1 pseudogene is annotated in these 930 nt (G+C 40.3%); it reads right to left on the bottom strand.

Annotated features, from left to right (window positions below):
* Positions 1–376: pseudogene (locus tag ACS8FC_RS15520) on the bottom strand (YcxB family protein); the annotation flags it as partial.
* Positions 377–930: the final 554 nt, after the last annotated feature.

The following is a 930-nucleotide window of genomic DNA, read 5'->3' as shown; positions in this document are numbered from 1 at the left end:
GCATCGCCATGACCAGACCATGTTTTTGCACACCAAGCTTCATTTGGCGCATTTCATCTGGCATCTCTTGATCAGCAATTTGTTTTTCAAACTCTCTTTTTACATACCATCTAAAACCTAAAGTACGCGCCAATAGATAAATCACCACACCAACGAGCATTAACCAAAAAATGATGGTTGAGTAGCCTGTTACAAAGATCAGTCCTGCAATAGCGAGTACCACAACCACAGCCATAATGATCCATTCTTTGGTCTTAAAGCTCGACAGACCAAAAGAGGGGCTGGCACTGGCGAACAGTTCATATTGGGCTTGAAGGAATTCAGCTTCAGTCAGGTTTAAGGCGACAGGTTGGAGCGTGTAAGGATACAGGGCCATAGAGGTTTCTCAGATGCTTGTGTTAAAAGTGTTGGGTTTACATCGCCAAAGCCAAGTCGTGATGTACTACTTGGCTGTAGGTAAATAAAGGTATGCGCTTATCTTACCGAAAAGTACTCCTAAATGAAACATATAAGCGGATCTGTTCACTGATAGCGGCGATATTAATGGCTTTAATAAAGGTAGATGAGCCTTATTAAAGTAAGTTGAACTTTAGGATATGTATTTCGGGTAAGTATAACTGGCTATGGATAATGAAAGTAGTAGCCCAAAATCACGCTAAAAGCGCTCAAAAAAGCTCAAAGCATGGTCAAATCTGCTGGGTCTTGGTATGATAGCGGCACCCATATAGTTTGATAAAAAATATGGCAGCATGGCAAGGTAGTTATTGCGTTATCAAGCTTTGCAATAAGTATAAGCTGACCAATAATTATACTAATAATGTTTAAACTTCTTATTCACTCTTAGTGTTACAGGCAACTATTATGATTGATCCAAAACTCTTACGCGGCGATTTAAGCGATTTACAGCAACAACTGGCCACTCGTGGCTAT

This window comes from Psychrobacter sp. 1Y4, assembly GCF_051847555.1.
This window is presented reverse-complemented; position numbering and strand designations above follow the sequence as displayed.